We start from the raw sequence: 20,159 nt of genomic DNA, 5'->3' as shown, positions 1-20,159 counted from the left end.
CCCTCCAGGGGGATGACGGTGCTCAGGAACTGAGAGCGGTGGAACAACCGGGGCACGTGCCCCAGTAGATGACCTCGGCCTCGTCGATCGAGAAGCCATGATCGTCGGACGCGTCCAGGCACGGCGCCGCGCCGACCGCGCAGTCGACGTCGGCGACGGTCCCGCACGACCGGCACACGATGTGGTGGTGGTTGTCCCCGACGCGCCCCTCGAACCGCGCGGGGCTCCCGGCCGGCTCGATGCGGCGCACGAGCCCCGCCTCGGTCAGCGCGTGCAGCGCCTCGTAGACGGCCTGGACGGAGACGTGTCCCACCCGTTCGCGCACCCCGGCCGCGATCGCCTCGACCCCGAGATGGTCGCCCTCCCGCACGGTCTCCAGCAGCGCGACGCGCGCCGCGGTCACCCGCAGCCCCGCCCCGCGCAGCTCGTCAGCAGTGGTCGGCGTCCCGGATGCGCTCATGCCGGAGAACCTATCCGCTAAACCTGAACGTTTCAAGTTTACGAGGGACCCAAGTTTAAGAACCGTTCCCCTCTTCGCGCGCCGCCGGTCCGCGCCCGCCCCGCCGTACCGTCTCGATGGCGTTCGCGCGGTTCAGGGACCCCGCGCGGGATGACGGCCGCCGGGCGGGCCGTGGGTCAGGTCCAGGACAGGCGGTCGCGCAGGAGGGCCTGCTGCGCGGGGTTGGCGGTCAGGCGGAGGGCCTCGGCGTCGGCCCGCCGGGCCTCCTCCGCCCGGCCCAGGGCGCGGAGGAGGTCGGCGCGGGTGGCGTGGAACAGCGGGTAACCGGCCAGCGGCCCGGCCAGGTCCGCCAGCTCGGCCAGGGCGGGCCCCGGGCCCCGGACGTGGCGCACGGCTATCGCCCGGTGCAGGCCGGTGACGGGCGAGGGGTCCAGGCGGCGGAGCATGTCGTAGAGCGTGAGGATCTGCGGCCAGTCGGTGTCCTCCCAGGCCGGGGCCTCGGCGTGACAGGCGACGATGGCGGCCTGGAGCTGGTACGGCCCGGGGCGGCGGTGCCGGCGGGCGGCCCGCGTGAGCAGGGCGATCGCGTCCTCGATCGCGTGGTGGTCCCACAGGCTCCGGTCCTGGTCGGGCAGCAGCACCAGGCGGCCCTCGGGATCGAAGCGGGCGGCGCCGCGGGCCCGGTGCAGCCGGATCAGGGCGAGCAGCCCGGCGGCCTCCGGCTCGTTCGGGGCGAGGCCGCACAGCAGCGAGGCCAGCCACTCCGCGTCGCCGGTGAGGTCGCGGGAGTGCGCCCGCTCCGCCGTACTGGACAGGTAGCCCTCGTTGAACAGCAGGTAGACCACCGCGAGGACCTCGCCCAGCCGCTCGGCCGTCTCCGCCTCCGACGGCATCCGGTACGGCACGCCCGCCTCGGCGATCTTGCGTTTGGCGCGGGTGACGCGCTGGGCGACCGTGGTCTCGGGGACCAGGAACGCCGCCGCGATCTGGGCCGTGTTCAGCCCGCACACCACGCGCAGCGTGAGCGCGATCTGCGCGGCCCGCGACAGGGCCGGGTGACAGCAGATGAGGATCAGCCGCAGCCGGTCGTCGGGCTCGGCCGGGGCCGGTGGCCGCAGCCGCGCCAGCTTGGCGCGGTGGTTGGACTCCCGCCGCAGCACGTCCAGGCCGCGCCGCCGCGCCACCGTGTAGAGCCAGGCGTCCGGCCGCTCGGGCACGCCCTCGGCCGGCCACCTGCGCAGCGCCGTCTCGACCGCGTCCTGCACCAGGTCCTCGGCCGCCGAGAAGTCGCCGAGCAGCGACACCAGGGAGGCGGCCAGCCGGCCCGCGTGCTCGCGCACCACGCGGGCCAGCGCCTCGTCCGCGTCCCGCCCGCTCATGCCAGCGGCCGGATCTCCACCACCGGGCACGCCGGCCAGGACCGCGCCACCGCCATCGCCTCGTCCAGGTCGGCGACCTCGATCTCGGCGTACCCGCTGACCACCTCCTTGCCCTCCATGAACGGCCCGTCGGTGACCATCGGCTCCCCGCGCAGCCGCAGCGTCGTCGCGGTCTCCTTCGGCGCCAGGTGCCGATGGTGGGTGATCCTGTCCGCGTGCTCGGCGAACCAGCGCTCCACCGCCGCGTACGCCGCGTCCCGCTCCAGCTCGCCCATCGCCGCCAGCTCCTCGGCGAACTCCTCGGTCTCGATGAACATCAGCACGTACTTCACGCGCTCCTCCTCCGCCTCATGTCCAGAACATCCGCCGCGCCCCCGGGAACGCAACGCCCTCCCCGGGCCCGCCCCGCCGAACGCCCGGGGCCCGCCCGGGATCCGCCCGCTCCGCCGTACGCCCGGGGGCCCGCCCGCCTCGCGGTACGCCGGGGGGTGGGCTCGCCGTACGGCGCGGCGTGGTCAGGTCGCGGGCAGGGCCGCCCACAGGTCGACGCCGGTGCCGTCGGGGTCGAGCACGGTCGCCTGGCGCAGGCCCCAGAACGTGTCCCAGGGCTCCCTGACCCCCCGGTAGCCGGCCTCGACCAGCTCGGCGTACTTGGCGTCCACCTCGGCCGGGGTGGGGAACTGGAAGCAGAGGAAGCCGCGCGGCCCTCCGCCCGGCCGGGTCCAGCCCGGCGTGAAGGAGGCGCGGAAGTCCTCGGTGTCGAGCATCACGTGCAGCCCGTTCGGCAGGTCGCACCCGGCGTGCCCGGGCGCGTCCGGATGCACCTCGAACTCCAGCCCGAGCCGCCCGTAGAACCGCGTCGCCGCCGCCAGGTCCGAGACCACGATGTCGATCGTGTTCAGCGTCACGTCCATGTCCCTCTCCTCCGTCTCGCCCGTCGTGAGGTAGCCGTGCGGCCCCGGCCGGCCGGGCGGAGCGCCCGCCCCGCGGGAGCCGTCACCCACAAGACGATCGGCCGGACCCCCGGCACGACACTCCGGCGGAGAAATCCGCCCCGTTTTTTGGAGACGCAGGTCAACGGCCAGGGAATCGGCGCGGCGCGCTCACGCCGTACGGCGGGCTCATGCCGTACGGCGGGGCGGGCACGCCCCGGTCAGCGGGCGGGAGCGCCGGGCGGGGCGGACCAGAGGGGGTAGCGGACCCCGGCGAGGCGGTTGATGAGGACCCCCTGGAGGGTGATGATCGCCACGGCGAACATCATCACGGCCAGGTCGGCGGGGGTGCGGAGCAGGCCGAGGGCGACGATGAGGGTGGTCGCCCCGGCCGGGGGGTGGGCGGCCCTGAGCAGCGGCATCAGCCCGCAGGTGAGGCCGAGCGCGATGGCGGCGGCCAGGATCCTGGGCCCGGTGACGTGCTCCAGGTCCGGCGGGTCGTCCTGGAGGCCGGTGAGCGTGAGGCCGAGCCACCCCGCCAGGACGCCGACGAGATGGCCGCAGAGGGTGTTGCGGGGCGAGGAGGCCGCGGTGAGCGGCGAGAAGAAGAGCAGGAACGCCGTCGGCCCGAGGGACGGGAACAGGAACGGCTTGTGCGTCGCCCAGGCGATGAGCGCCATCAGGGCCAGGGCGATGAAGCTGTTGAGGCCGCAGTAGACCGCGTGGACCAGCCGGGGGGAGTGCCGCTTCTCCATCTCCTCCAGCGAGAACGAGCGCAGCGCCCGTGGTCCCTTCACCGCCCGGCTCCCGCGAACCCCGCGTGGTCGGACACGCTGCCCAGCAGCACCGAGCGCACCTTGCCCCCCATGACTGCGATCGTGCCATCACCGGCCGTGATCGCGGCGGAGGCCCGCCTCGGGAGCCGCCCGGCGCGTCGCCGCCGGCCGCGGCTAAAGAGGCGGGCATGGGGGGCTGATCTTTCCCGATAGCCGGGGCGTGGTGGCTCTCGGCGGGGCGCGGGCGGGCCGTACATCGGAAGGGTGGCGACGAGGGGATCCGCGACCGACGGCGCGCTGGGGCAGGCCCTGGTGCGGGCCGGGCGGTTCCTGCGGCCCGGGCGGGTGTCGCCCGACCTGCGGACGCTGTTCCAGGTCGGCGGCCGGGACGGGGACGTCTACTACCGGGAGCGGTGGAGCCACGACAAGGTGGTGCGTTCCACCCACGGGGTGAACTGCACGGGCTCGTGCTCCTGGAAGGTGTACGTCAAGGACGGCGTGATCACCTGGGAGGCGCAGGAGACCGACTACCCCGACGTGGGGTCGGACCGGCCGCAGTACGAGCCCCGGGGGTGCCCGCGCGGGGCCGCCTTCTCCTGGTACACGTACTCGCCGACCCGCGTCCGTCATCCGTACGCCCGGGGCGCGCTGGTCGAGATGTACCGGGAGGCGCGCGACCGGCTCGGCGACCCGGTGGCGGCGTGGGCGGAGATCACGGCGGACCCGGAGCGGCGGCGGCGCTACCAGTCGGCGCGTGGCCGGGGCGGGCTCGTGCGCGTGAGCTGGGACGAGGCCACCGAGATCATCGCCGCCGCCCACGTCCACACGATCAAGACGTACGGCCCGGACCGGGTGGCGGGGTTCTCGCCGATCCCGGCGATGTCGATGGCCTCGCACGCGGTCGGGTCGCGCTTCGTCTCGCTGATCGGCGGGGTGATGCTCTCGTTCTACGACTGGTACGCCGACCTGCCCGTGGCGTCCCCGCAGGTCTTCGGCGACCAGACCGACGTGCCCGAGTCCGCCGACTGGTGGGACGCGACGTACCTGCTGGTCTGGGGCTCGAACGTGCCCGTGACCCGCACCCCGGACGCGCACTACATGGCCGAGGCGCGGTACCGGGGCCAGAAGGTCGTGGTCATGTCGCCGGACTACAGCGACGCCGCCAAGTTCGCCGACGAGTGGGTCGCGCCGCTCCCCGGCACCGACGGCGCGCTGGGGATGGCGATGGGCCACGTCATCCTGCGCGAGTTCTTCGCCGACCGGACGACGCCCTTCTTCACCGACTACGTGAAGCGGTTCACCGACCTGCCGTTCCTCGTACGGCTGCGCCCGCACGCCGGCGGATACGTCCCGGGCAAGTTCCTCACCGCCGCCGACCTGGGCGAGGAGGGCGGGAGCGCGCCCTTCAAGACCGTCCTCATGGACGCCCGCACCGGCGAGCCCGTGATCCCCGGCGGCACGCTCGGCTTCCGCTACTCCGCCGAGGGCGAGGGCCGCTGGAACCTGGACCTGGGCGGCGTCGATCCGCTGCTCACGATGCGCGGCCCGGGGGCCGGGACCGCCGAGGTGCTCCTGCCCCGCTTCGACGAGCCCGCGGGCCGGGGCGGCGTCCTGCGGCGGGGCGTCCCCGTGCGCGAGGTCGGCGGAGAGCTCGTCACCACCGTCTTCGACATCCTGCTCGCGCAGTACGGCGTGGCCCGCCCCGGCCTGCCCGGCGACTGGCCGAAGGGGTACGGCGACGCGGCCGTGCCGTACACGCCGGCCTGGCAGGAGACGGTCACCGGGGTCCCGGCGGCGGTGGCCGAGCGCGTGGCGCGCGAGTTCGCCGCGAACGCCGAGGAGTCCGGGGGCCGGTCGATGATCATCCTGGGGGCGGGGGTGAACCAGTGGTTCCACGGCGACACGATGTACCGGTCGTTCCTGGCGCTGCTGCTGCTCACCGGCTGCCAGGGGCGGAACGGCGGCGGCTGGGCGCACTACGTCGGCCAGGAGAAGTGCCGCCCGCTCACCGGCTGGACCCTGCTGGCCGGGGCCCTGGACTGGTCGCGGCCGGCCCGGCAGATGACGGGCACGCCGTACTGGTACCTGCACACCGGCCAGTGGCGCTACGACACGGCCCCGGCGGACCTGCTCGGCTCCCCGCTCGGGGAGGGCGAGTTCGCCGGGCGCACCGCCGCCGACCTGATCGCCCAGTCGGCCCGGCTCGGCTGGATGCCGTCCTACCCCACCTTCGACCGCAACCCGCTCGACCTGGCAGACGAGGCCGCGGCCGCCGGGCGGGAGGCGGTGCCGTACGTCGTGGACCAGGTGCGGAGCGGGCGGCTGCGGTTCGCCTGCGAGGACCCGGACGCGCCGGCGAACTGGCCGCGCGTGCTCACGCTGTGGCGGTCCAACCTGTTGGGCTCCTCGGCCAAGGGCGACGAGTACTTCCTGCGCCACCTGCTCGGCGCGGGCGACTCGGTCGGCGGCGGCGAGGCCCCGCCCGGGCGGCGGCCGCGCGACGTGCGCTGGCGCGACGAGGCCCCGCGCGGCAAGCTCGACCTGCTGTTGTCGCTGGACTTCCGGATGACGTCCAGCACGCTGTTCTCGGACGTCGTGCTGCCCGCCGCGACCTGGTACGAGAAGTACGACCTGTCCTCCACGGACATGCACCCGTTCGTGCACGCGTTCAACCCGGCCATCGATCCGCCCTGGCAGACGCGGTCGGACTTCGACGCCTTCCACGCGATCGCCCGCGCGTTCAGCGACCTGGCCGCGCGGCACCTGGGCACCCGCACCGACCTGGTGGCCGCGCCGCTGCTGCACGACACGGCCGACGAACTGGCGACGCCGTACGGCCGGGTGCACGACTGGCGCGCGACCGGGGAGACGCCCGAGCCGGGGCGGGACTTCCCCAGGCTCACGGAGGTCGAGCGCGACTACGGCGCGATCGCCGACAGGCTCGCCGCGCTCGGGCCGCTCGCGGAGGAGAAGGGCGCGGCCACCAAGGGCGTGACGTACCGGCTGAAGGACGAGGTCGCCCGGCTGCGCGAGGCCGTCGGCGCGGTGCGCGAGGGCGCGGCGGCGGGGCGCCCGTCGCTGGCGCGGGACACGCACCTGTGCGAGGCGATCCTGGCGTTCTCCGGCAGCACGAACGGGCGGCTGGCGCGGCAGGGCTTCACGACGCTGTCCAAGCGCACCGGCACCGACCTGGGGGGCCTCGCGGAGGAGCGGCTGATCACGTTCGCCGACGCCCGCGACCGCCCGCAGGCGGTGATCACCTCGCCGGAGTGGTCGGGCAGCGAGCACGCGGGGCGGCGGTACTCCCCGTTCACGCTCAACGTCGAGCGCGGCAAGCCGTGGCACACCCTCACCGGGCGGCAGCACTTCTACCTCGACCACGACTGGATGCAGGAGGCGGGCGAGTCCCTGCCGGTCTACCGGCCCCCGCTGGACATGCGCGCGATGTTCGACGAGGCGGGGGACGAGGAGGGCGGCCCCGGGAAGGGAGTCAGCGTCCGCTACCTGACGCCGCACTCCAAGTGGTCGATCCACTCGGAGTACCAGGACAACCTGCTCATGCTCTCGCTGTCGCGGGGCGGCCCGACGATCTGGATGAGCCCGGCCGACGCGGAGCGCGCGGGCATCGCCGACAACGACTGGATCGAGGCCGTCAACCGCAACGGCGTGGTGGTGGCGCGGGCGATCGTGTCCCACCGGATGCCCGAGGGGACCGTGTACATGTACCACGCGCAGGAGCGGGTGGTGGACGTGCCGGTCAGCGAGAACTCGGGCAGGCGCGGCGGGATCCACAACTCCCTCACCCGGCTGCTGGTCAAGCCCACCCACCTCATCGGCGGCTACGCCCAGCAGTGCTTCGCCTTCAACTACCTGGGCCCCACCGGCAGCCAGCGCGACGAGATCACCACGATCCGGCGCCGATCCCAGGAGGTGCGCTACTGATGCGCGTGATGACGCAGCTCGCGATGGTGATGAACCTCGACAAGTGCATCGGCTGCCACACGTGCTCGGTGACGTGCAAGCAGGTGTGGACCAACCGGGCGGGCACGGAGTACGTCTGGTTCAACAACGTCGAGACCCGCCCTGGCCAGGGATATCCGCGCCGGTACGAGGACCAGGACCGCTGGAAGGGCGGCTGGGAGACCGACCGGCGCGGCCGGCTGCGGCTCAGGGCGGGCGGCCGGTTCAAGAAGCTGGCCACCATCTTCGCGAACCCCCTCATGCCGAACATCCGGGACTACTACGAGCCCTGGACCTACGACTACGACACGCTCTTCACCGCCCCCGAGCAGGAGCACACCCCGGTCGCCCGGCCGCGCTCGCTCATCTCGGGCCGGCCGATGAAGGTCGAGTGGAGCGCCAACTGGGACGACGACCTGGCCGGCGACCCGTCCCCCGACCCCGTGCTCCAGTCGGTGTCCGAGCAGGTCAAGCTGGAGTTCGAGAAGACCTTCATGTTCTTCCTGCCGCGCATCTGCGAGCACTGCCTGAACCCCTCGTGCGTGGCCTCCTGCCCGTCCGGGGCGCTCTACAAGCGCTCGGAGGACGGCATCGTGCTCGTGGACCAGGACCGCTGCCGGGGCTGGCGCATGTGCGTGACCGGCTGCCCGTACAAGAAGGTCTACTTCAACCACCGCACCGGCAAGGCCGAGAAGTGCACGTTCTGCTTCCCCCGGGTCGAGGTGGGCATCCCCACGATCTGCGCCGAGACCTGCGTCGGCCGGCTGCGTTACATCGGGCCGGTCCTGTACGACGCGGACCGCGTGGCCGGGGCGGCGGCCGTACCGGACGAGAGGGACCTGGTCGAGGCGCAGAAGTCGGTGCTGCTCGACCCGGAGGACCCGGCGGTCCAGGAGGCGGCGCGGGAGTCCGGGGTCCGGGACGACTGGCTGGAGGCGTGCCGCAGGTCGCCCGTCCACAAGCTGATCTTCGAGTACGGCGTCGCGCTGCCGCTGCACCCGGAGTACCGGACGATGCCGATGGTCTGGTACATCCCGCCGCTCTCGCCCGTCGTGGACGCGCTCGGCCGCACCGGGCACGACGGGGAGGACGCGGGCAACCTGTTCGGGGCCATCGACGCGCTCCGCATCCCGGTGGACTACCTGGCCGGGCTGTTCACCGCCGGGGACCCCGCGCCGGTGCGCGAGGTGCTGCGCAAGCTGGCCGCGATGCGCTCCCACATGCGCGAGGTCAACCTCGGCCGCGTCCCGGACCCGGCCGTCTCCGCGTCCGTGGGCATGACGCCGCCGCTGATCGAGTCGATGTACCGGCTGCTGGCCATCGCCGAGTACGGCGACCGCTACGTGATCCCGCTCGCCGACCCCGACCAGGGGCCCGGGAGCGAGGAGCTGAACACCGGGTGCGGTCTGGACTTCGCGGGCGGGCCGGGCATGGACGGCCCCTTCGGCGAGGCGTCCGGCCGCCCCCGCCCGGTCGCCGTCGAGAACTTCCACGCGCTCAGGCACCGGCAGGACACCGACGAGCTGGGCGAACCCCCGGGCCGGCGTCCGGCGCGGCGCGTGAACCTGCTGAACTGGGACGGCAAGGGCCTGCCCGAGGGGCTGTTCCCGCCCCGGTCGCGCTCCCGGGACGACTCGTGAGGGGCCCGTCCCGGCGCGGCGCCCCGCTCGCGCACTTCGTCGCCTCGGCGCTGCTCGGCTACCCCGACCGGGAGCTGTTCGCCGCCCGCCCGGTGCTGGCCGAGGCCGTACGGCGGCTGCCCGCGGGCGAGCCGGCGCGGCGGCTCGGCGCGTTCCTCGACCACCTGGACCGGGTGTCGCCGCCGGCGCTGGCGGCCCACTACGTCGCGGTCTTCGACCTGTCGGCCCGGTGCTGCCCCTACCTCACGTACTACACGCACGGGGACACGCGGGCGCGCGGCGGGGCGCTGCTGCGGTTCCGGGCGCTGTGCCGTACGGCCGGGGTGGAGCCCGTGGACGGGGAACTGCCCGACCACCTGGCCGTGGTGTGCGAGCTGTCCGGCCGCTCGGCCGTGCCGGGCGTGGAGGAGCGGACGGCGGAGGCGGGGCGGCGGGCGCGGGAGCTGCTGGCGGAGCACCGGGGCGCGGTGGAGCTGCTGCTGCGCGGGCTGGAGGCGGAGCGGTCGCCGTACGCCGACGTGGTGGGGGCGGTGCTGGCGACGGTCCAGCCGGGGCGGCGGCGGGCGAGGGTGTTCGCGGAGCCGCCGGTGGAGGGGGTCGGGCTGGCCGGGTACATGCGGGGAGGCCGGGGTTGAACACGCTGCTGTGGGTCGTGCTGCCCTACGTGGTGCTGGCGATCTTCGTGTTCGGGCACCTGTGGCGCTACCGGTACGACCAGTTCGGCTGGACCACGCGGTCCTCGGAGCTGTACGAGCGGCGGCTGCTGCGGATCGGGAGCCCGCTGTTCCACGTCGGCATCCTGTTCGTGCTGCTCGGGCACGTCGCGGGGCTGGTGGTCCCGCAGCGGTGGACGCAGTGGCTGGGGGTGTCCGAGACCGGCTACCACTGGGCGGCGATCGTGCTCGGGACGCTCGCGGGGGTGTGCACGCTGGGCGGGCTGGCGCTGCTGATCTACCGCCGCCGCACGGTGGGGCCGGTGTTCATGGCCACCACCCGCAACGACAAGCTGATGTACCTCCTGCTCGCCGTCACGCTGCTGCTCGGGCTGGGCACGACGGTGATCTCCAACGTCCTCGGGGAGTACGACTACCGCAGGACGGTCTCGCCGTGGTTCCGGTCGATCTTCCTGCTCCACCCGGAGGGGGACCTGATGGCGGGGGCGCCGCCGACCTTCCACCTCCACGTGCTCGCGGCGTTCGCCCTGTTCGCGGTCTGGCCGTTCACCCGCCTGGTCCACATGCTCACGGCCCCGCTCGGCTACCTGACCCGCCCGTACATCGTCTACCGCAGCCGCGCCGGGGCCCCCGGCGACCCTGCCCGGGCGAGGCCGCCCGCCGCTGACGCGCGCCGAGGGTTTTGAACAAAGTTGAAGAAGGGGCTTGCACTTAGTTCAAACACGCCTCTATATTCATCTTGTACTTAGTTCAACAAGCCGCCCGGAGCCCCCGGGGCGTGACGGAAGGATCCCCCCATGAACATCGTCGCCGCCGTGATGCAGACGCTCGTCGCCCTGGCCTTCGTGAGCATCCCCCTGGTCCGCCACCGCTACGGCGCCACCGCCACGGCCCGGGCGCACGCGGAGCTGACCCGGCAGGGCGTGCGGACCACGGTCCTGGCCGAGAACGGGATGCGGTTCGACGCGGGCGGCCACGAGACCTGGGCCCCGGTGGGCATCGCCACCCTCATGCTGATCCCCGCCGCCCTCAACCTCGCCGGCGTCTCCTGGGCCGGCACCACGACCTGGATCCTCCAGTCGCTCATCCTGGCCGCCAACTGCGCCATCCTCTACAGCCAGCTCACCGCCGAGAAGTCCGTGCGCGCGGCCTTCGCCCGCAAGGGCGACCCCGACCTGGCGCGCATCGACGTCCCCGCCCTCCTCAAGGCCGCCGAGGCCGGCTTCCCCGCCTGGACCTGGACCCTCCAGAACGCCCGGCACATCGTGGTCTTCGGCGCCTCGGTCCTGGCCCTGGCCGCCACCGCCGCCGCCTGACCGGCACGGGCGCCACGTCCGCCCCGCCCGCCCCGCCCGAGCCCGGCCCGCCACCCGCGGGCCGGGCTCGGGCGTTCCCCGGATGGGCGGCCGCTCCGTCCGTACGCTGGGCGGGAGCCGAGCGTGGGAGACAGGGTGATCGAAGTCGAGATGGCCGGCGACGTCGCGGTCGTACGGCTGGCGCATGGCAAGGTCAACGCGCTGGACCTGGAACTGTGCCGGGCGATCGAGCGGGTGGCGCGCGAGCTGGACGAACCGGGGAGCCCGGTCCGGGGCGTGGTCGTGACCGGCTCCGGGCGGGCGTTCTCGGCCGGGGTGGACCTTCGGCGGGTGGTGGAGGGCGGCGCCGCGTACGTCGCGGAGTTCCTGCCCGCGCTGAGCGCGGCCTTCCGGGCCGTCTTCTCCCTCGGCAGGCCGGTGGTCGCCGCCGTCAACGGGCACGCGATCGCCGGGGGCTGCGTGCTCGCGGCGGCCTGCGACCACCGGATCATGTCCGGCGGCACGATCGGCGTCCCCGAGCTGCGGGTCGGCGTGCCGTTCCCCCAGGCCGCGCTGGAGATCCTGCGGCACGCGCTGGGCCCGGTCACCGCGCGCCGCGTGATGCTCGACGGCGTCAACCGCGAGCCCGCGGCGGCCCTCGCGCTGGGCCTGGTGGACGAGCTGTGCCACCCGGACGACCTGCTGGACCGGGCGGTCACCGCCGCCGCCGGGCTGGCCGCGGCGATCCCGCCGGACACCTTCCGGCACGCGAAGGCGCAGCTCCGCCGGGAGATCGACGACCGCCTCGACGGCCTCGCGGAGCCGGCCGTCGCCCACCTGTGGACCACGGCGGCGGCCGACGGCCGGATCCGGGCGTTCATGGACCGGACGATCGGCTCCGCCCGCCGCGGCTGACCGGGCCCGCCACGCCGTTCCGCCGCGTCCCCCGACCCGGGAAAGCGCAGGTCCGCGGCTCGGCGGGGGCGGGGCGGCGGGTGAGGGGCGGGTGCGCGGGACGAGGCGGCCGCATCATCTTCTACATTGTGTAGAAGATGGAGCCGGCCGTCCGTGGTCCCGTGCCCCCGTGCCCGGGACCGCGTGCGCCCGCCGCCGTGCCGGCGTGGCGCGGCCGGCTCCTCCCCGGGTGCGGTGGAAGGAGAGCGGTGGAGAGTTCGGAGGAGCGGACGGCGGCGCGCCGGTCGAAGGTGGACGCGCTGCGGGCCGAGAGCCGGAGGCAGGAGGTCCGGCGGCGCAACCTGGCGATCACCGCGACCGTGGTGGCCGCGTTCGTGCTGGTCGTCGGCGCCGTGTTCGTGATCGGCAAGGTGGGGCCCGGCGGCGGCGAGGCGGTCGCGGCGGGCGAGTCGCGGCTCGTGCGCGCGGACAGCCACCGGCTCCAGACGGCGGCGGACGGCAAGGTCACCGTGGTGGAGTTCCTCGACTTCGAGTGCGAGGCCTGCGGCGCGTACTTCCCGATGGTCGAGCAGTTGCGCGCGCGGTACGCCGGGAAGGTCACCTTCGTGACGCGGTACTTCCCGATCGCGAGCCACTTCAACGCCGAGCGCGCGGCGCGGGCGGTGGAGGCGGCGGCCCGGCAGGGCCGGTTCGAGGCGATGTACCGGCGCATGTTCGAGTCGCAGAAGGAGTGGGGCGAGAAGCGGATCCCCGCCGACGAGATCTTCCGGGGCTACGCCAAGGCCCTCGGCCTGGACATGGCCGCCTGGGAGAAGGCGTACGCCGACCCGGCCACCCTGGACCGGATCAGGAAGGACGCCGCGGACGGCGAGGCCCTGGGCGTCCAGGGCACCCCGACGTTCTTCCTGAACGGGAAGAAGATCCAGCCCCAGTCCTACGACGAGTTCAAGGCGGCGATCGATGCGGCTCTCGCGGGCTGAGGCCGCCGCCGGGCTCCCGGCCGCGGCGCCCGCCGGCCCCCGCGAGGCGCCGTTCCCCCGGCTGCTGCCCTGGCTGCTGACGATCGGCGGCGCGCTGGGCCTGCTCGCGGCGTTCGTTCTGGCCGTGGAGAAGATCGCGCTGCTCAGGAACCCGGACTACGTGCCGAGCTGCAGCATCAACCCGGTGCTGTCCTGCGGGTCGGTCATGGCCACCCCGCAGGCCGAGGTGTTCGGGTTCCCCAACCCGCTGCTCGGGATCGCGGGGTTCGCGATGGTGACCGCCGCGGGGGCCGCCCTGCTCGCCGGGGCCCGGCCGCGCCGCTGGTTCTGGCTCGGCCTGCAGGCGGGCCTCACGTTCGCCGTCGTGTTCGTGCACTGGCTGATCTACCAGAGCCTCTACGTGATCGGCGCGCTGTGCCCGTACTGCATGGTCGTCTGGGCGGTCACGATCCCGCTCTTCTGGTACGTCACGCTGCGCAACCTCGCGGGGTCCCGGGCGGCACGGCCGTTCGCGGAGTACCACTCCGTCGTGCTCGCCGTCTGGTTCCTGGCCGTGATCGGGCTGATCGGCGTCCGCTTCTGGCCGTACTGGAGCACCCTGATCTGACGCTCACATCGGCCAGAGCAGGACGCAGAGCAGCGGGGCGAGCAGCACCGCCGCCGGGCCGCCGAGCAGCAGCCCGGCGCCGGAGTAGGCCGCGGCGGGGATCCACCCCGGGCGCGGCCCGGCGTCGGCGAGCAGCCTGCGGACCCGGTCGGCGACGCCGGCGTCGGCCAGGGCCAGGGTCCCCGCCGCCGCGGGCGGGGCCGCCATCTCCACGAGCGCCCGGGCCAGCGGCAGGGGGCCGTGCGCCCGGCGGGCCCGGTCGTCGGCGAGCATCTCCAGCAGCAGGGGCACCGCCTCGCGCGCCGCCCTGGCCGCGGGCAGCCACGGGAACGCCTTGGCCAGGGCGATGAACGGCAGCAGGACCAGATCGTGCCGCCCCCGCGCGTGGGCGCGCTCGTGGGAGAGCACGGCCCGCAGCTCCCGGGCGCCCAGCAGCTCCAGGGTCCCCCGGCTGAGGACGACGCGAGCGCGCCGCCCGGGCACGCAGTACGCCACGGGCTCGGCGGCGGGCAGCACGTAGGCGTCGTGGACGGGGCTGTGCTCGGCGAGGACGTCCACGAGCAGCCGCTGCCGCCGCTGCTCGGCCACCGTCTTGACGGTGATCCGGACGGTGTGCGTGAGCAGCCACAGGATCAGCCCGGCCGACCAGGCGAGGGCGGCCAGGTGCCCGGGCCCCAGCCCGGCCAGGCCCGCGCCGTCCAGGACCTGCCGCGCCAGCGTGTGCATGCCGTGCGGGAAGGCCGCCGCCAGCGGAGCGACCGCCGCGATCAGCCCCAGCGCGGCCGCGCCCAGCCCGCCGCCCAGGCCGACGGCCTGCCACAGCACGAGCGCGGCGCGCGGGCAGCGCGAAGCCCACGGGCCGGTGAGCCAGGCCGAGGCGTGCCGCCCCAGCAGGATGGGCACCAGCGCGACCCCCGCGGCCGCCAGCCACACCGTCACGGCTTCGCCTCGCCGCGGCCCTCAAGGACCTCGCCCCTGCCCTCAAGGGCCTCGCCCCGGTCGTCGAGCGCCTCGCGCAGGGCGGCCGCCACCTCCGGGGAGACCGAGCCGACGAACCGGTTCACGGCCGCCGACAGATCCCCGGCCTCGTCCAGGGCGGCCCGCATCGTCTCGGCCACGAAGGCGTCCTTGCCCGCCGTGGCCTTGTAGAGATGGGCGCGCCCCCGCCGCTCGCGGGACACCAGGCCCTTGTTCGACAGCCGCACGAGGACGGTCAGCACGGTCGTGGCCGCGGGCCGCGAGGGCAGGCTGTCGGCGAGCTCCTGGGCGAACACCCCCTCAGGGCGCGCCCACAGCGCCTCCATGATCGACCGCTCCAGATTCCCGAGCCGCACAACCCGTCCCTTCGCCCGCCGGACCCGCATCCCCGAGGGTAGAAGACGCGGCGGGCCCGGCGGCCCGGGGGAGGGTCAGGGATTGATCTCGCGGAGGCGGCGGGTCAGGTCGGCCTCATGGCTCCTGAGCGCGGACTCGTAGCCCTGGGCGATGCTGTCCAGGCGCTTTTGGAACTGGTCCTCGTCCAGGACCGGCGGCGGGGCCGTGCCCAGGGCGAAGGTGTCGTCGGCCAGGCGCTGGAGCTTCCCCTCGGCGTCGGCCTGGGCCTGGCGGACGGCGGCGAGGACGCTCTCGGCCAGGGTCCGGCTGTCCAGGCGCATCGCCTTGGGGTCCAGGTCGAGGCTCAGCAGGCGGCCGGACGCGTCGGCGACCGCGATGGCCAGGCGGTCCGGGCTCTCGCCCACTCCTCTGAGTTCCGGGAGGCCGGACAGGCCCGGGGCCGCCTCGGGCACGCCCGCCCTGTCGTCACGAGTGCTCACGTGAACCTCCTCTCATCGGGCCGGGTAGCGGGGCCAGCTACCGGGGGTCCACCCCGGCGGGAAGATGAGCGCGCGGCCCCCGTGCCCGAGCAGCTTGTCGTCCAGTTGGTCGGGCTGCGTCGCGATCGCGTCGTCCTCCTCCTCGTCCAGGAGGTTGTCCACGGGGGTGTAACCGTAGATCGAGCCGAAGAGGCGGGCCGACATCTCGCTGATCCTGGTCGGCTCCACGCCGGCGGCCCGCAGCGGCGCGTTGAAGAGCTCGTAGCCCACGGCGTACGCCCCGTTCGCGGCCATCGTGCGGCCGATGCCGTCGGTGGGGGAGCCCAGCGACTCGCCGTTGGCCAGCGCCACGGTGGCCTGGCCGGAGTACGCGGCGGCGTGCCAGGCGACGCCGTCCACCGCGATGTACCCGAGCAGGGTGCTGACGTAGGCCGTGGATCCCGCCTGGAGCGCCCTGGCCGCCCACGTCCCGGACAGGCCCTTGATCCTGGCCGCCAACTGCAGGAGCTGGCCGATCCGGTACTCCACGATCCTGAAGATCTGCGTGGTGACGGGCTGGAAGGCGATGAGGATCAGGGTGCCGAGGAGCAGCCCCTCGATCTCCATCAGCGCCTTCCGCTCCTCCTCGATGAGGGAGGCGTAGTTCTCGCACCCGAGCGCCACGGTCCGGCAGTTGCCCGCGAGGGTCACGCCGTAGGTGTGCACGACCGGGTAGACGAGCTTGAACTCCTCGATCGCGGCGCCGCTGAACTGGCTGTTCGTGACGACCACGGAGGCCAGGGCGCCCGTCCGGTCGACGTACCCCCCGTCGGGGTCCTTCTTGCCGCCCTCCAGGTCGTCCGCCAGCTCGTTGAAGGTCTTGGCGAGCGCGCGGAGCTTGCCGGGGTCGAGGTCGGACGCGGCGATCCCGCCCAGCATCCAGAGCCCGGCCAGCGGCACGGCGGTCGCGATCGTCAGGATCTTCATGGCCCGCTGGGGAGTGATGATCGGTTGCGGGGTGCCCAGCATGGGCCGGAGCTCGCGGACCATCAGCGGTCACCCCCCGCCCCGCCGTTCCCGTTCGCGTTCGCCGCGCCGTTCCCGTTCGCGTTCGCACCGCCGTTCCCGGTCCCGCCGTTCCCGTTCGCGCCGCCGGGGTCTTTGACGTACGACTGGAGGGTCTGGTAGATCGGCAGGCGGTCGAGCTCCTCCGCGAGGCCCCACTCGATGTCCCTGACGGCGAGCCGCAGGTCGCGCAGCCCCTCGCCGATGTCGGTGTAGACGGCCGCGAGGTGGGCCGCCTGGCCCGGCAGCTCCGCCCGCTTCGGGTTGAGCCAATCCAGGAACATCTTGTCCAGCTCCTGGAACGACCCCATGCCGATCGCCGCCGGGATCCCGTCGGCCCCGACCGCGCTCAGGCCGTCCCCGACCTTCTGGGCGAGGCCGCCGGCGGAGAGGTCGCCCTGCGCCTTCACCGACTGCTCGGCCCTGGTGGCCGCGGCCTTCAGGCCCTCGCCCGCCTCGATGAACCCCGGCTCGACCTTGTTCGGGGAGATGTCATGGTCCACGGACAGCGGGGGACGTCCGCCCGGGGCACCCGGTTGGTTCGCTGGAGGCTCTGCCAAGACCGGCTCCTAACGACAGGATGAGAGGGGACAGCTTGATCATCTAGTCGGTGAACAGTCAATGAAACCGGCATTTCGCCCACGTGTCGAGGGGGTCAGTACCCCTCGTATCCCGAGCCGTTCCGCAGCCCGTGGAGTCCCGGCACGTTGGAGACCGAGCCGTAGCGCGAGATGGCGTACCTGACCCCGGCGATGATGTTGTCCACCGGGTCGTAGATGTTCTTGTGCCCGGGCAGCGAGTAGGCGTTGAACGTCGGGTCGATCGTCTGCATGAGCCCCTTGGACGGGGTCCCGGCCGCGGCGTTGCCGTCCGTCAGGTTGATGGCGTGCGGGTTGCCGCTCGACTCGTGCATGATGATCGCGTAGATGTGGTCCGGGTTCATCTTCTCGACCGGATACCCGTGCGCCTTGAGGATCTCGATGGCCTCCCGGATCCAGTCGGCCACCCGGCCCTCCGGCATCTTTCCGGGGGGAGCCCCGCTCGGGCCGTACCCGCCGAACCCGCCGGACCCGTCCGGCGACGGGCCGCCGGAGTAGGCCGCGGTGGTGGCCGTCGGGCTCGGGGGCGGCACCGGACGCCAGTCGAAGGACGCCTTGGCGAACACGGGGTCCACCCTGTGGGCGGCGAGGAGGCGTGAGAAGCGGCGCGTCTCCAGCCTGCCGAGCAGCTCGCCGATCCGGCCCGCGGCGTCCTCGGCGGCGCGTTCGGCCCGGCCCACGGGGACCTCGGCGCGCTTGGCCGCGTCGTCGATCATCCCGCTGATCCTGGTGTCGGCGTCCTTGGCGGTGCGGTCCACCGCGCTCACCCGGGTGACCAGGTCGGAGCAGATGGCCGTTACCTCGGACTTGGCCGTCTCCAGGGCCGAGGCGACCTGGCGGAGCTGCTGCGCGCAGCCGCGGACGGCCTCGTCCAGGGCCTCGCCGCAGCTCGCGAGCGCGTTCACGTGGTCCCGGAAGGCGTCGGCGGAGGCGCCGGCCCACAGCGCGTCCACGTTCGCCGCCTTGCGCTGAACCCCTCCGGCGTACTCGGTCGCGTTCCCGCCCGCGCCGCTCCAGCGCGTGGCGAGGGCGCGGACCGCCTCGGGGTCCCCGTCCACCTTGTCGGCGAGCGCGGTGAGCCGCTGCTTGGCGGCGTCGAAGGCGGGGCCCGAAGGCAGCCCGGCGAGGAGGTCCGCGCCGCTCACCCGGTTCATACGGTCATCTCCGGCTTCGGCTGGTACAGCGCGCCGTGCGCCTTGCGCACGATCCTGTCGACGCTGTCCAGGCCGGTCTCCACGCCGTCGAACAGGGTCCTCGCCGCGCGGAACTCGTCCTCCACCAGCGTCTCGACCGCGGCGATCTTCGCGAGCAGGGTCCCGCCCACGCCGCCGAGCAGGCCGGTCGCGGTGGTCTTGGCGCTGAATCCCTCGCCGAAGTTCTTGGCCTGGTTGCGCGCTTCTCTGCGGCACTGTTCCAGCGCGTCATAGTGCAGGTTGAGATTCACAGGGGTGCTTCCTCCCCGGTCGGCCGGTTTCTTCCAAGCAGCCCGAAAAGGATCATACTGACCGGGTCAGGTGACGCCAGGGGTTCATGAGGCCCCGGGGACGCCATGGGAGGACCACGTTGCGCACCGCCGCGCTGCTGCCGCTCGCACTCGCCGCCCATCTCCTGACGCCCGCGCCGCCGCCGCCCGGGCCCCCGTCCGCGCCTCCTTCCGGCTCTCTATCCGGGTCTCCTTCCGGGTCTCCTTCCGGTACGGCGGGCGCCGTCCTCTCCTCGCCGGCCGCGCTCGCGTCCGCCGGCGGGACGCGGGCCGCGCGGGGCCGGGAGCCGCGGCGGTGCGCGCCGCCGGCGGGGAGCCGGGAGGTCGCGGCGTCGTGGGCGCAGCGGCGGCTCGACCTCCCCCGGGTGTGGGCGCTGTCCCGGGGGAAGGGCGTGGTCGTGGCGGTGGTGGACAGCGGCGTGGACACCACGCACCCGCAGCTCACGCGGCAGATGGCCGGGACCGTCGATCTCAGCGGGACCGTGGACAGGGACTGCCTCGGGCACGGCACGGCCGTCGCGGGGATCATCGCCGCGGCCGACCTGACCGCCCAGGGCGTGCCGTTCGCGGGGGTGGCGCCGGAGGCCCGGCTGCTGTCGGTCAAGCAGACGAACGAGGAGCGCGGGGACGTCGGCGTGCTCGCGAAGGGCATCAAGGAGGCGGTGGACCGCGGCGCCAAGGTCGTCAACGTGTCGGCGCAGGCGGCGGACCAGCCGGACCTGAAGTACGCCGTGGAGTACGCCCTGTGGAAGGACGTCGTCGTGGTCGCGGCGGCCGGGAACGTCCGGCGCGACGACGGGGCCGAGGTCCCGGCCTACCCCGCGAACTACCCCGGCGTGATCTCCGTGGGGTCCGCGACGCCGGACGGGTCCAGGGCGGACTCCTCCAACACCGCGACGCGGGTCTCGGTGATCGCGCCGGGGATGGGCCTGACCAGCACGTGGACGGGCCGAGGGTACGCGGCGAACCTCCAGGGCACGAGCTTCGCCGCGCCGTACGTCGCGGGGGTGGCCGCGCTGATCCGGGCCCGGCACCCGCATCTGAAGCAGGCGCAGGTCAAGCGGCGCATCGAGCTCACCTCGGACGGGCAGGTCGGCGCGGGCACCGGGGGCGGGATGGTCAACGCGCTCCAGGCGGTGTCCGCGATCGTGCCCGGCGAGGGCGCGGAGGGCGCGCCCGTGGCGCAGCCGGTGGTCGCCCCGCCGCCGCCCACGCCGGTGGCGGTCCAGAAGGCCCGTGAGCTGGACCCGGACGCGGCGCTCGTCACGCTGCTCGTCGGCGGCGGCGCGCTCGTGGCGACCCTTCTCGTGATCGGGGCCGGGGTGGTCGTCCCCCACGGCCGCCGCCGGTCCTGGCGGCCCGGGCGTAAACCGGACGTTGCGCGGCCGTACGGCGCGCGTTAAGGCGGCGTGGTGGGGCCGGCGAGACGGGAGTGCCGGTCGTACGCCTCTGAGCTGGTATTCCGCGAAGTTCACCTAATGGTTACCAGTGAAACAGGTGATCTTATTGGGGGGATTTTGACTAAAATGCCGGATCGGATGTACGGCGATCTTGGTGCGACCCGTGGACGGTGTGCGGCCGTCTCGCGCCGCGCCGGTCTG

At 73.9% G+C, this 20,159-nt stretch carries 21 protein-coding genes; 9 read left to right on the top strand and 12 right to left on the bottom strand.

Features of this window, described 5'->3' with window-relative positions; translation table 11 throughout:
• Positions 1-22: 22 nt before the first annotated feature.
• The 5 genes from D5H75_RS24270 to D5H75_RS24250 form a co-directional block, all read right to left on the bottom strand.
• The gene (locus D5H75_RS24270; protein WP_119928828.1) at positions 23-460 is read right to left on the bottom strand and encodes a Fur family transcriptional regulator; all 438 of its coding nucleotides are present in this window, start codon (positions 458-460) and stop codon (positions 23-25) included.
• A gap of 176 nt (positions 461-636) precedes the next feature.
• Positions 637-1,839, bottom strand: a complete 1,203-nt coding sequence (locus tag D5H75_RS24265; protein ID WP_119928827.1) for an RNA polymerase sigma factor — start codon at positions 1,837-1,839, stop codon at positions 637-639.
• Entirely contained in the window at positions 1,836-2,171 is a 336-nt protein-coding gene (locus tag D5H75_RS24260) for a YciI family protein (protein WP_242454478.1), read from the bottom strand. The genes D5H75_RS24265 and D5H75_RS24260 overlap by 4 nt, the downstream gene beginning before the upstream one ends.
• Positions 2,172-2,354: 183 nt before the next feature.
• On the bottom strand, positions 2,355-2,753 hold the full coding sequence (locus D5H75_RS24255) for a VOC family protein (protein WP_119928826.1): 399 nt from the start codon (positions 2,751-2,753) through the stop codon (positions 2,355-2,357).
• Positions 2,754-2,992: 239 nt separating this feature from the next.
• A complete protein-coding gene (locus D5H75_RS24250) occupies positions 2,993-3,568 on the bottom strand; it encodes an HPP family protein (protein ID WP_242454477.1) in 576 nt (191 codons plus the stop codon).
• A 243-nt stretch (positions 3,569-3,811) separates the two neighbouring features.
• On the opposite strand from D5H75_RS24250, the gene D5H75_RS24245 reads away from it, so the two are divergent.
• The 8 genes from D5H75_RS24245 to D5H75_RS24210 all read left to right on the top strand — a co-directional run bounded on the left by D5H75_RS24245 (position 3,812) and on the right by D5H75_RS24210 (position 13,618).
• Complete coding sequence (locus D5H75_RS24245) at positions 3,812-7,489, top strand: nitrate reductase subunit alpha (protein WP_242454476.1); 3,678 nt, start codon at positions 3,812-3,814, stop codon at positions 7,487-7,489.
• Entirely contained in the window at positions 7,489-9,147 is a 1,659-nt protein-coding gene (gene narH / locus D5H75_RS24240) for a nitrate reductase subunit beta (protein ID WP_119928825.1), read from the top strand. The genes D5H75_RS24245 and narH overlap by 1 nt, the downstream gene beginning before the upstream one ends.
• Positions 9,144-9,782, top strand: coding sequence for a nitrate reductase molybdenum cofactor assembly chaperone (narJ, locus tag D5H75_RS24235; protein ID WP_119928824.1), 639 nt, complete (start codon positions 9,144-9,146; stop codon positions 9,780-9,782). The genes narH and narJ overlap by 4 nt, the downstream gene beginning before the upstream one ends.
• Positions 9,779-10,507 carry a respiratory nitrate reductase subunit gamma gene (gene narI / locus D5H75_RS24230; RefSeq protein WP_119928823.1) on the top strand — a complete coding sequence of 243 codons (729 nt, stop codon included), beginning with the start codon at positions 9,779-9,781 and terminating at the stop codon, positions 10,505-10,507. Before narJ ends, narI begins: the two co-directional genes overlap by 4 nt.
• A gap of 111 nt (positions 10,508-10,618) precedes the next feature.
• Positions 10,619-11,137, top strand: coding sequence for a hypothetical protein (locus tag D5H75_RS24225; RefSeq protein WP_119928822.1), 519 nt, complete (start codon positions 10,619-10,621; stop codon positions 11,135-11,137).
• A gap of 135 nt (positions 11,138-11,272) precedes the next feature.
• Entirely contained in the window at positions 11,273-12,031 is a 759-nt protein-coding gene (locus D5H75_RS24220) for an enoyl-CoA hydratase/isomerase family protein (RefSeq protein WP_202638455.1), read from the top strand.
• A gap of 248 nt (positions 12,032-12,279) precedes the next feature.
• Positions 12,280-13,011: a DsbA family protein gene (locus D5H75_RS24215; RefSeq protein WP_202638454.1), complete on the top strand. Its 732-nt coding sequence runs from the start codon at positions 12,280-12,282 to the stop codon at positions 13,009-13,011.
• A complete protein-coding gene (locus tag D5H75_RS24210; RefSeq protein ID WP_119928820.1) occupies positions 12,992-13,618 on the top strand; it encodes a vitamin K epoxide reductase family protein in 627 nt (208 codons plus the stop codon). Before D5H75_RS24215 ends, D5H75_RS24210 begins: the two co-directional genes overlap by 20 nt.
• 3 nt (positions 13,619-13,621) lie before the next feature.
• Here D5H75_RS24210 and D5H75_RS24205 read toward each other — a convergent pair whose 3' ends face one another.
• The 7 genes from D5H75_RS24205 to D5H75_RS24175 all read right to left on the bottom strand — a co-directional run bounded on the left by D5H75_RS24205 (position 13,622) and on the right by D5H75_RS24175 (position 18,519).
• On the bottom strand, positions 13,622-14,557 hold the full coding sequence (locus D5H75_RS24205) for a M56 family metallopeptidase (RefSeq protein ID WP_119928819.1): 936 nt from the start codon (positions 14,555-14,557) through the stop codon (positions 13,622-13,624).
• Positions 14,554-14,952, bottom strand: coding sequence for a BlaI/MecI/CopY family transcriptional regulator (locus D5H75_RS24200; protein WP_202638453.1), 399 nt, complete (start codon positions 14,950-14,952; stop codon positions 14,554-14,556). Before D5H75_RS24200 ends, D5H75_RS24205 begins: the two co-directional genes overlap by 4 nt.
• A gap of 75 nt (positions 14,953-15,027) precedes the next feature.
• A complete protein-coding gene (locus D5H75_RS24195) occupies positions 15,028-15,432 on the bottom strand; it encodes a YbaB/EbfC family nucleoid-associated protein (RefSeq protein ID WP_119928817.1) in 405 nt (134 codons plus the stop codon).
• A 12-nt stretch (positions 15,433-15,444) separates the two neighbouring features.
• Positions 15,445-16,461 (bottom strand): hypothetical protein, encoded by a 1,017-nt coding sequence (locus tag D5H75_RS24190; protein ID WP_119928816.1) that lies wholly within the window; start codon positions 16,459-16,461, stop codon positions 15,445-15,447.
• Positions 16,461-17,036: a hypothetical protein gene (locus D5H75_RS24185; RefSeq protein WP_147425267.1), complete on the bottom strand. Its 576-nt coding sequence runs from the start codon at positions 17,034-17,036 to the stop codon at positions 16,461-16,463. Before D5H75_RS24185 ends, D5H75_RS24190 begins: the two co-directional genes overlap by 1 nt.
• 95 nt (positions 17,037-17,131) lie before the next feature.
• Positions 17,132-18,229 carry a transglycosylase SLT domain-containing protein gene (locus D5H75_RS24180; RefSeq protein WP_119928814.1) on the bottom strand — a complete coding sequence of 366 codons (1,098 nt, stop codon included), beginning with the start codon at positions 18,227-18,229 and terminating at the stop codon, positions 17,132-17,134.
• Positions 18,226-18,519 carry a hypothetical protein gene (locus D5H75_RS24175; protein WP_119928813.1) on the bottom strand — a complete coding sequence of 98 codons (294 nt, stop codon included), beginning with the start codon at positions 18,517-18,519 and terminating at the stop codon, positions 18,226-18,228. The genes D5H75_RS24180 and D5H75_RS24175 overlap by 4 nt, the downstream gene beginning before the upstream one ends.
• 119 nt (positions 18,520-18,638) lie before the next feature.
• Between D5H75_RS24175 and D5H75_RS24170 the strand changes: the two genes are divergently transcribed.
• Positions 18,639-19,961 carry a S8 family serine peptidase gene (locus tag D5H75_RS24170; RefSeq protein ID WP_147425266.1) on the top strand — a complete coding sequence of 441 codons (1,323 nt, stop codon included), beginning with the start codon at positions 18,639-18,641 and terminating at the stop codon, positions 19,959-19,961.
• Positions 19,962-20,159: the final 198 nt, after the last annotated feature.

This window comes from Bailinhaonella thermotolerans (genome assembly GCF_003594875.1).
Lineage (GTDB): Bacteria > Actinomycetota > Actinomycetes > Streptosporangiales > Streptosporangiaceae > Bailinhaonella > Bailinhaonella thermotolerans.
The sequence above is the reverse complement of the archived record's forward strand: the minus strand, read 5'-3'. Positions and strand labels throughout refer to the sequence as shown.

Coding starts and splice junctions, on each gene's coding strand:
- D5H75_RS24270 (WP_119928828.1), bottom strand. CDS start 460: ATGAGCGCATCCGGGACGCCGACCACTGCTGACGAGCTGCGCGGGGCG.
- D5H75_RS24265 (WP_119928827.1), bottom strand. CDS start 1,839: ATGAGCGGGCGGGACGCGGACGAGGCGCTGGCCCGCGTGGTGCGCGAG.
- D5H75_RS24255 (WP_119928826.1), bottom strand. CDS start 2,753: ATGGACGTGACGCTGAACACGATCGACATCGTGGTCTCGGACCTGGCG.
- narH (WP_119928825.1), top strand. CDS start 7,489: ATGCGCGTGATGACGCAGCTCGCGATGGTGATGAACCTCGACAAGTGC.
- D5H75_RS24225 (WP_119928822.1), top strand. CDS start 10,619: ATGAACATCGTCGCCGCCGTGATGCAGACGCTCGTCGCCCTGGCCTTC.
- D5H75_RS24210 (WP_119928820.1), top strand. CDS start 12,992: ATGCGGCTCTCGCGGGCTGAGGCCGCCGCCGGGCTCCCGGCCGCGGCG.
- D5H75_RS24190 (WP_119928816.1), bottom strand. CDS start 16,461: ATGGTCCGCGAGCTCCGGCCCATGCTGGGCACCCCGCAACCGATCATC.
- D5H75_RS24180 (WP_119928814.1), bottom strand. CDS start 18,229: ATGAACCGGGTGAGCGGCGCGGACCTCCTCGCCGGGCTGCCTTCGGGC.